Genomic DNA, 9851 nt, shown 5'->3' on the forward strand with positions numbered 1-9851 from the left:
AGCAGGTGCTGACCGGCTACGGCTACACCGAGGCGGAGCTGGTGGGCTACTTCGTGCAGCTCGACCGGCTCGGCATCATCGAGCTGAAGCCGCAGAACCGCTACCGGATGAAGGTGGCCAAGACCTTTCGCTGGCGGCCGCACGGACCGGTGATGCAGTTCTTCCGCGCCGAGGTGGTGCCGGACTACTTCCGCGGCGGCTTCGACGGCGAGGGCGAGCAGCTCATGCTGGTCCATGGCGAGATCAACACCCGGGTGGCACAGGTCTTCAATGAACGTCTGGCGCGCATCGCCAGCGACTTCGCGCAGCAGCATCTGGCCGACCAACGCCTGCCCGAAGACCAGAAGCAGCCCTACACGCTGGTGATCGGGATGCGTTCATGGCTGTTCGGGCCATTCCGCGACCTGCGACGCGACACGGGCGAGGCGCATGTCTCCGGCAAAGCGCCTCGGCCGGACCGCTGAGCCGATCCTGAAGACCGACTGCGGGGATTCCCGAAGAACCGGGTTTCCCCTCTCCTGACAACGTCCTGACAACGCGACACTGGCGGCTCGTTGGAACCGGTTCCAACGGTGTCCGTTGCCGGAGTCAGACTTGTCCGATCACGATCAGAGCCCGCTGTCTCACCGCCTCGCCCCGCCACCCGGATCGGTGATGGCCAAGCCCGATTTCCTGTGGGGTGTGGCCACGGCCTCGTACCAGATCGAAGGCGCCATCGACGTGGACGGCCGTCTGCCCAGCATCTGGGACACCTTCTCCGCCACACCAGGCAAGACCCTCGGCGGCGACACCGGCGCACAGGCCTGCGAACACCACGAACGCTGGGCGGCCGACGTCGAGCTGATCGCCGACCTGGGCGTCGATGCCTACCGCCTGTCGATCGCCTGGCCGCGGGTCATGCACGCCGACGGCACACCCAACACCGCAGGCCTGGACTTCTACCGCCGCCTGCTGACCCGCCTGGGTGAGCGCGGTGTGCAGCGCTACGTGACGCTCTACCACTGGGACCTGCCGCAGCACCTCGAAGACCGCGGCGGCTGGCTCAACCGCGACACCGCCTGGCGCTTCGCCGACTATGCCGCGCTGGTCAGCCGCGAACTGGGCGGGCTGGTCGAGGGCTGGATGACGCTCAACGAGCCGTGGTGCTCGGCCTTCCTCGGCTACGGCAACGGCCACCATGCGCCAGGTCTGTCCGATCCGCGGTGCGCGACGCAGGCCATGCACCACCTGCTGCTCGGTCACGGCCTGGCGCTCCAGGCGATCCGCGAGAACAATCCCGGCACGCCCGCCGGCATCGTCGCCAACGTCGGCCGCGGCACCTCGGACAGCGCCGACCCCGCCGACCAGGAAGCCGCCCGGCTCTACGAACTCCAGCACAACGACTGGGTGCTGCAGCCCCTGCTGGCCGGGACCTATCCCTCGGACCTGTGGGACAAGCTCTGGCCCGGCAGCGCGCCGCTGGTGCTGCCCGGTGACATGGCCCTGATCAGCCAGCCGCTCGACTTCCTCGGCATCAACTACTACTTCCGCAGCAACCTGCGCAGCGACGGCGCGCACGGCTTCGCCGATGTGCCGCTGGTGGACGTCGAACGCACGCAGATGGGCTGGGAGGTCTACCCGCAGGGCCTCGAAGACCTGCTGCGCCGCTTCAAGGCGGTCTACCCGAACCTGCCGCCGATCTACATCACCGAGAACGGCATGGCCAGCGACGACCGTGTCGAAGGCGGTCGCGTCGACGACACCCAGCGCCAGTCCTACCTCAAGCGCCACTTCGCCGCGGTCAGCCGCGCGATCGACGCCGGGGTGGACGTGCGCGGTTATTTCGTCTGGTCGCTGATGGACAACTTCGAGTGGGCGTTCGGCTACGAACGCCGCTTCGGGCTGGTCCACGTCGACTACACGACCCAGGTGCGCACGCTCAAGGACAGCGCGCGTGCCTTCCAGGCGTTTTTGCAACAGCGTCGGGCGACCGCTACCCCAGCCGCCCTTACAACTTGAGGAGACAAGAGCGATGACCATGAACATCCGCATGAAGCAAGTGGCCGCGGCCGCGCTGATCAGCTTCGGTGCCATCGGCGCCGCGCAGGCCCAGAAGGCCGAAGTCATCCACTGGTGGACCTCCGGCGGTGAAGCCGCCGCCATCAAGGAATTCGCCAACGCCTACACCAAGGCCGGCGGCACCTGGGTCGACACCCCCATCGCCGGCGGCGGTGGCGCCCAGGCCCGCACCGTGATGGCCAACCGCACCATGGGTGGCGATCCCCCGACGGCAGCCCAGTACAACTACGGCAAGCAGTACGAGGAGATCATCAAGGAAGGCCTGCTGAACAACCTCGACGACGTCGCGACCAAGGGCAACTGGGACAAGCTGCTGCCCGAGAAGATCAAGAACGCCGTGAAGGTCGGCGGCCACTACTACGCCGTGCCGGTCAACCTGCACAACGAGAACTGGGTCTGGTTCAACAAGGCCGTGCTGGCCAAGGCCGGCGCCAAGGAGCCGACCAACATGGACGAGATGTTCGCGGCCATGGACAAGGTCAAGGCAGCGGGCGGCGTCACCCCGCTGGCGCTGGGTGGCCAGGGCTGGCAGGAAGGCATCACCTTCCGCGGCGTGCTGCTGTCCGTGGGTGGCCAGGACCTGTACCTGAAGACCTTCAAGGACAAGGACACATCGAACGCGCAGTTCCGCAAGACGGTCGAGACCTTCAAGAAGCTCAAGGGCTATGTGGACGCCGGCTCCCCGGGCCGCGACTGGAACCTGGCCACCGGCATGGTGATCGACGGCAAGGCCGCTTTCCAGATGATGGGCGACTGGGCCAAGGGCGAGTTCGTCAACGCCGGCAAGACCGCAGGCAAGGAATACGGCTGCTTCATGGCCGGTGGTCCGAAGATGCCCTACGCCATCGGCGGCGACGTGTTCGTGTTCCCGAAGTCCAAGTCCAAGGATGCGGACGCCGCCCAGCACAAGCTGGCTGAAATGATGATCTCGCCGGCGATGCAGGTGGCCTTCAACAACAAGAAGGGCTCCATCCCGATCCGCACCGACGTCGACACCAGCAAGATGGACGTCTGCGCGCAGGCCGGTGTCCAGGCCGTCAAGGAAGGCCGTCTGCTGCAGAGCGACAACGAACTCCTGAGCCCCGATGCCAAGGGGGCCTTCGAGGATGCCGTGAGCAAGTTCTGGAACTCCGACCAGTCGGTCGACGACGCCATCAAGTCGATGAGCGCCGCGCTCAAGCGCTGATGCCTCGCAGCGCGGGGCCGGTCACGACCGGCTCCGCGCTCCGCCTGTTCCCCTTTCGCGCGCGACCGATTCCGCAGGCGTCTGCCTGCCGGATCGGGCTGCCGCATGACCAGCGAGTACCGCCATGGCGCGCTCCGCACGACCCAAACGCCTGAACCTGGCCCTGCACGCCGCCCTGCTGCCGCTGGCCATCACCGCCTTGCTGGCCTATGTGGGCTCGGTGATCTGGAGCATCCGGATCTCGCTGTCCTCGTCCAAGCTGTTCCCGCGCGACGACTGGGTCGGCCTGGACCAGTTCCAGCGCCTGTTCGAGACCGACCGCTGGACCGTCTCGATCCAGCACCTGGGCGTGCTCGCCGTGGTCTACATCGTCGGCGTGCTCGTGCTGGGCACGCTGATGGCCATCTTCATCGACCAGCAGGTCAAGGCCGAGAGCTGGTTCCGCACCATCTTCCTCTACCCCTACGCGATGAGTTTCGTCGTCACGGGCCTGATCTGGCAGTGGCTGTTCAACCCCTCGCTGGGCCTGCAGAACGCCTTCCGCCTGATGGGCTGGGAGAGCTTCACGCTCGACTGGACGGTGCGCACGGACATGGTGCTCTACGCCATCGGTCTGGCCATGGTCTGGCAGGGCAGCGGCACGACGATGGCCATCCTGCTGGCCGCACTGCGCGGCGTGGACGAGGAGCAGTGGAAGGCGGCGCGCCTGGAAGGCGTGTCCAAGCCGCGCTACTACCTCAGCGTCGTGCTGCCGCAGCTCGGCCCGGCCTTCGCGACCGCCTTCGTGCTGCTGGCCGTGGCGCTGGTGCGCACCTTCGACGTGGTGATCGTGATGACCAGCGGCGGCCCCGGCGATGCCAGCGAGGTGCCGGCCAAGTTCATCATCGACCACCTCTTCGGCCGCAACAACATCGCGCTGGCCTCGGCCGCGTCCGTGGTGATGCTGGTCACCGTGTTCACCGTGCTCGCGCCGCTGCTGTACTGGCGCTCCAAGGTCCAGGCGCGTCAGAACGCCGGCCACTGAGAGAGTTACTGACATGAGCACCTCCCTTTCCACGCCCGCCAATGCGCCGCGTCGGCGCCGGCCGCTGGTCACTCCCGCCCGCATCGGCATCTACGCCTTCCTGCTGGTCTCTTCCGCCTTCTTCCTGCTGCCGCTGTACGTGATGGTGGTGACCTCGCTGAAGTCGGCCGACGAGGTGCGCCAGGCGGTGCTGTTCGCCTGGCCCGCCTCGCCGCAGTTCGGCAACTGGTCGGAAGCCTGGTCCAAGGCCTGCATCGCGCTGGCCTGCGAGGGCATCCAGGGCGGCTTCTGGAACTCGGTGCGCCTGGTCGTGCCGGCGACGGTCCTGTCGGTGTTCCTGGGCGCGCTCAACGGCTACGCGCTGAGCTTCTGGCGCTCGCGCTGGGGCGACCTGCTGTTCGGCATCATGCTGCTGGGCGCCTTCGTGCCCTTCCAGGTGATGATCTACCCGCTGGTGGCGTGGTTCCGCCTGGGTGGCTTCTACAACACCTACTGGGCGATCCTGCTGGTCCACTGCATCTTCGGCATGCCGGTGCTGACGCTGCTGTTCCGCAACTACTACATCGCCGTGCCGAACGAGCTGTTCAAGGCCGCGCGCATCGACGGTGGCGGCTTCTGGCGCATCTTCTTCCAGCTCATGCTGCCGATGGGCACGCCCATGCTGATCGTGGCGACCATCCTGCAGGTCACCGGCATCTGGAACGACTACCTCTTCGGCCTGATCTTCGCCGGCAAGGACAACTACCCGATGACGGTCCAGCTCAACAACCTGGTCAACACCACCTTCGGTGTGCGCCGCTACCACATCGACATGGCCGCCACGATCCTCACGTCGCTGGTGCCGCTGGCGGTGTACTTCTTCTCGGGCCGCTGGTTCGTGCGCGGCATCGCCGCCGGCGCGGTCAAGGGCTGATTTCCATTTTTTCGAGACCCCACCATGGCCAGCGTCCACATTGACAACCTCGACATCGTCCTCGGCGGCAACACCATCCTCAAGGGCATGAACCTCGAAGTCGCCGACGGCGAGTTCCTGGTCCTGCTCGGCCCCTCGGGCTGCGGCAAGTCCACGCTGCTGCACACCATCGCCGGCTTCAACGACGTCGCCGAAGGCAGCATCCGCATCGGCGACCGCGACGTCACCTGGGCCGATCCCAAGGACCGCGAGATCGGCATGGTCTTCCAGAGCTACGCGCTCTACCCGACCATGAACGTCGAGCGCAACATGTCCTTCGGCCTGCGCGTGGCACGGGTGCCGGTGGCCGAGATCGACAAGCGCGTGGCCAAGGCAGCCGAGATGCTGCACCTGACGGAGCTGCTCAAGCGCCGCCCGGCCCAGCTCTCCGGCGGCCAGCGCCAGCGGGTGGCGATCGGCCGTGCGGTGGTGCGCGACGCCAAGGTCTACCTGTTCGACGAGCCGCTGTCCAACCTCGATGCCAAGCTGCGCGCCGAACTGCGCCGCGAGCTGAAGCAGCTGCACCAGCAGCTCGGCGCCACCATGGTCTACGTCACCCACGACCAGGTCGAAGCCATGACGCTGGCCGACCGCATCGCGGTGATGAAGGTCGGCGTGATCCAGCAGATCGGCACGCCGGACGAGATCTATGCGCGGCCGGTGAACCTGTTCGTCGCCGGCTTCCTCGGCTCGCCGACGATGAACACGCTGCGTGGCAAGCTGGTGGCGCGCGGTGGTGGCGCCACCTTCGTCGGCGACGCCCTGAGCACCGACGTGTCGGCCTACCCCTTCGCCACGCCCGCGGCCGATGGACGCGAGGTGGTGCTCGGCGTGCGGCCGGAACAGGTCCGCCTGGCCCACGAGGTCGGCACCGCCACGCCGCACACCGGTCGCCTCACGCTGATCGAGCCGCTCGGGCCGCAGAAGATCGTCTGGTTCACCGTCGGCAATGTGCTGCTGAGCGCCATCGCCGACGACCAGTGGCAAGGCACGGTCGGCCATGACATTGCCTTCGGATTCGATCTGCCGCGCGCCTCGATGTTCGACGCCAAGAGCGAAGCCCGGCTCTGAGCCGGTCCCACCCCACAGGATTCCCCATGGCCCGCCCCCTGTTCCAGCAGCCGTTGCACGACGGCTGGCGGTTTCGTGCCGCCGAAACACGGCTGGGTGACATGGAGCAGTTCACCGCGGTCGACGGCTGGCACGCCGCCAGCGTGCCCGGCACGGTCTACCAGGACCTGCTCGCCAGCGGCGCCATCCCGGACCCGCTCGTCGGGCGCCAGGAAGCCGCCGTGCAGTGGGTGGCCGAGCGCGACTGGTGCTACCGGCTGGACTTCGACCTCGGCGCCGACGCGCTGCGCGACCGCATGGCGCTGGTGTTCGAGGGGCTGGACACCTTCGCCCGGCTCTGGCTCGACGGCCAGCCGCTGGCCGAGAGCGACAACATGTTCGTGCCGCTGCGCGTGGACATCACCGAGCGACTGCCGCACGCCGGGCCCAGCCACCACACGCTGTGGATCCGCTTCGACAGCGCGCTGCGCCGCGGCCGCGCCCTCGAAGCGCACCACGGTGCCCGTCCGCTGTGGAACGGCGATCCGAGCCGGCTGTACGTGCGCAAGGCACCCTACCACTACGGCTGGGACTGGGGCCCGACGCTGCTGACCAGCGGCCCGTGGAAAGCGATCCGGCTGGAAGCCGCCGACCTGCGCATCGCCGAACTCGCCAGCCCGGTGGTGCTCGGCGACGATCCGGCCCACGCCCGCGTGGACCTGCACACCCGGCTCGACGGCGACCTGCTGGGCAGCATCGCGCTGGAACACACGCTGTTCGATCCCGCCGGCACGCTGATCGCCACGCACCACAGCCGCGCCACCGCGCAGCACACCGCAGCGCTGTCGGTCGAGGCGCCGCAGCTCTGGTGGCCAGCCGGCCACGGCGCGCAGCCGCTCTACACGCTGCACACCCGGCTGGTCCGCGCCGACGGCACCGTGGTCGATGCACAGCAGCGCCGCCTCGGCCTGCGCCGGCTGCGGCTGGTGCAGGCGCCGGTGGCAGGCGAGGCGGGGCGCAGCTTCGTGTTCGAGGTCAATGGGCGCGAGGTCTTCTGCGGCGGCGCCAACTGGATCCCCGACGACAACCTGCTCAACCGCATCACGCCGGCCCGTTACCGCGAGCGCGTGCAGCAGGCGGTGGACGCGCACCTCGTGATGCTGCGCGTCTGGGGCGGCGGGATCTACGAGGACGACGCGTTCTACGACGCCTGCGACGAACTGGGCGTGCTGGTCTGGCAGGACTTCGTCTTCGCCTGCGGCCTGTACCCGGCGCACCCGGCATTCGTCGCCAGCGTCGAAACCGAAGCCCGTGCGGCCATCACCCGGCTGCGCCACCGCGCCAGTCTCGCGCTCTGGTGCGGCAACAACGAGGACTACATGCTCGCCGAGGCCGTCGGCGCCTACGGACCAGGCGGCGACCTCTCGCGCTTCGAGGCGCGTGCGGTCTACGAGCAGGTGCTGCCGACGCTGTGCCACGCGCTCGACCCAGGCCGTGCCTACTGGCCCGGCAGTCCCTACACCGCCAGCACCGGCGCAGAAGCCACGGTGGCCGGCAGCGGCGTGCGCCCGTCGCAGGATCCGACGGCCGGCGACCGCCACAGCTGGGAGGTCTGGCACCAGCTCATGCTGCCCTACCAGCGCTACGCCGAGGTCGGAGCACGCTTCGTCAGCGAATTCGGCATGCAGTCGCATCCGTCGATGGCGGTGCTGGAGCAGTCGATTCCCGTCGGGGAGCGCTTCGCAGGCAGCCGCACGCTGCAGTGGCACAACAAGGCCTTCTCGCCGGTCGGCGCCGATGGCCACCGCCGCCTGGCCGTCTACCGCGCCGACACGCTACGCCACCCGGACACCCTCGCCGCCGAGGTCCAGGCCACCCAGTTCGTCCAGGCCGAGGCGCTGCGCCACGCCTACGAAGCCTTCCGCCGCCGCTGGCAGACACCCGGCGCGCGCGGCTGCGGCGGCGCGCTGGTCTGGCAGCTCAACGACTGCTGGCCAGTGACGAGCTGGGCCATCGTGGACAGCGCCGGCACGCCCAAGCCAGCCTGGCACGCCATCCGCCGCGCGATGGCACCGCTGGCCTGCGCCGTCCGGCGCGGCACGGCGGGTGTGGCCGCCTGGGCGATGCACGCTGGCGCACAGCCGATGGCCACGCAGGCGCGCTGGCAGCTGCACACGGTGGAGGGCGACGCGGTCGACGATGTCACCACCCGGGTGACGCTGGCCGCCAATGCGACCACCGAACTCGCGCCGCCACCATCGTGGTCGGTCGATCCGGACCGTCCGCTGATCGCCTCGCTGGCACTCGCCAGCGACACGTGCAGCGCCCGCGCCCACGCCTGGCCCGAACCCTACCGCTGGCACTGCTTTCCCGACCCGGGGCTGCAGATCGGCTCCGACGCGGACGGCACCGTCACCGTGCAGGCCGCGCGACCGGCCAAGGGCGTCTGGCTCGACGTGCCCGGCACACCGGCCACGCGGTTCGAGGACAACTTCCTCGACCTGCTGCCCGGCGAAGTGCGACGCCTGCGGGTGGCCGGAACGGCAGTGGCGGCCGATGGGATCATCGCGACCTGTCTCAACACGCTGCAGGACCCTCCAGGGTGACCTGCGCCCGACTGCGATGAGCACCATCAAGGATGTCGCCCGACTGGCCGGCGTCGGCGTGGCGACCGCCTCGCGCGCGTTGTCCGGCAACGGCTCGGTTTCCGAGGACACGGCGCGGCGCGTGCGGGATGCGGCAGCCACGCTGGACTACCGGCCCTCCAGCACCGCGCGGGCGCTGTCGCTGCAGCAATCCGGCGCCATCGGCGTCTATGTGCCGGGCTTCGACGGTCATTTCTACTCCAGCATCGTCGCCACCATCGACAGCGTGCTGCGCGCCAACGGCCGGCACATGATTGCGGCCAACGGCTGCGGCATCGGCTCCACCCGGCAGCTCGACCTCGCCGGCATCGACTTCCTCATCGAGCGCGACTGTGACGGCCTGGTGGTCGCGTCCAACAGCCTGCGGGACGAGGATCTGGAGCGGCTGATGGAACGTGTGCCAACGCTGGTGGTCGTCAACCGCCAGCTTCCCGGCCACCACGACAACGCCTTCTGCGCCGACCACCACGCCGGCGGGCGCCTGGCCGCACGCGCCCTGCTCGCACGCGGCCACCGCTGCATCGCGACCGTGCGTGGTCCGCGCAACACCCCCGACAACGAAGCCCGCCTGAACGGTTTCAGCGAAGAGCTGGCCCGCCACGGCGTGGTCGTGCATCCCGAGCACAGTGCCGATGGCGCCTTCGATCTTGCCAGCGGCGCCGCTGCCACGCGCCAGCTGCTGGCCGGTGCGGCGGGCGGGCGTCCGGCGTTCACCGCCGTGTTCGTCGCCAACGACCTGATGGCCCTGGCCGTCATCAGCCGGCTGGCACAGGCCGGGCTGCGCGTACCCGAAGACGTGTCCGTGCTCGGCTACGACGACGCCGAATTCGCCCCCTTCACCTCGCCGCCGCTGACCACCATCCGCATTCCCACTGCCGAGGTGACCATCAGCGCCAGCCGGCAAGTCCTCAACCTCTGCTATGGCCTGGCCTGGCC

7 protein-coding genes and 1 pseudogene are annotated in these 9851 nt (G+C 68.8%); all 8 read left to right on the forward strand.

Translation table 11 applies throughout. From position 1 onward, the window contains the following. A pseudogene (locus AB3X43_RS07660) lies at positions 1-464 on the forward strand (helix-turn-helix domain-containing protein); the annotation flags it as partial. Positions 465-654: 190 nt separating this feature from the next. Beyond that, positions 655-1998 (forward strand): GH1 family beta-glucosidase, encoded by a 1344-nt coding sequence (locus AB3X43_RS07665; protein WP_369429261.1) that lies wholly within the window; start codon positions 655-657, stop codon positions 1996-1998. Positions 1999-2017: 19 nt separating this feature from the next. Then, entirely contained in the window at positions 2018-3244 is a 1227-nt protein-coding gene (locus AB3X43_RS07670) for an ABC transporter substrate-binding protein (protein ID WP_369429267.1), read from the forward strand. 124 nt (positions 3245-3368) lie between these two features. Next, positions 3369-4268 (forward strand): carbohydrate ABC transporter permease, encoded by a 900-nt coding sequence (locus AB3X43_RS07675; protein WP_369429262.1) that lies wholly within the window; start codon positions 3369-3371, stop codon positions 4266-4268. Positions 4269-4281: 13 nt separating this feature from the next. After that, on the forward strand, positions 4282-5181 hold the full coding sequence (locus AB3X43_RS07680; protein ID WP_369429263.1) for a carbohydrate ABC transporter permease: 900 nt from the start codon (positions 4282-4284) through the stop codon (positions 5179-5181). A gap of 24 nt (positions 5182-5205) precedes the next feature. Next, positions 5206-6291 (forward strand): ABC transporter ATP-binding protein, encoded by a 1086-nt coding sequence (locus AB3X43_RS07685; RefSeq protein ID WP_369429264.1) that lies wholly within the window; start codon positions 5206-5208, stop codon positions 6289-6291. A 26-nt stretch (positions 6292-6317) separates the two neighbouring features. Next, entirely contained in the window at positions 6318-8876 is a 2559-nt protein-coding gene (locus AB3X43_RS07690) for a glycoside hydrolase family 2 protein (protein WP_369429265.1), read from the forward strand. A gap of 16 nt (positions 8877-8892) precedes the next feature. Further along, a partial coding sequence (locus AB3X43_RS07695; RefSeq protein ID WP_369429266.1) for a LacI family DNA-binding transcriptional regulator occupies positions 8893-9851 on the forward strand: 959 nt, incomplete at its 3' end.

The organism is Sphaerotilus sp. (assembly GCF_041083715.1).
Lineage (GTDB): Bacteria > Pseudomonadota > Gammaproteobacteria > Burkholderiales > Burkholderiaceae_C > Sphaerotilus.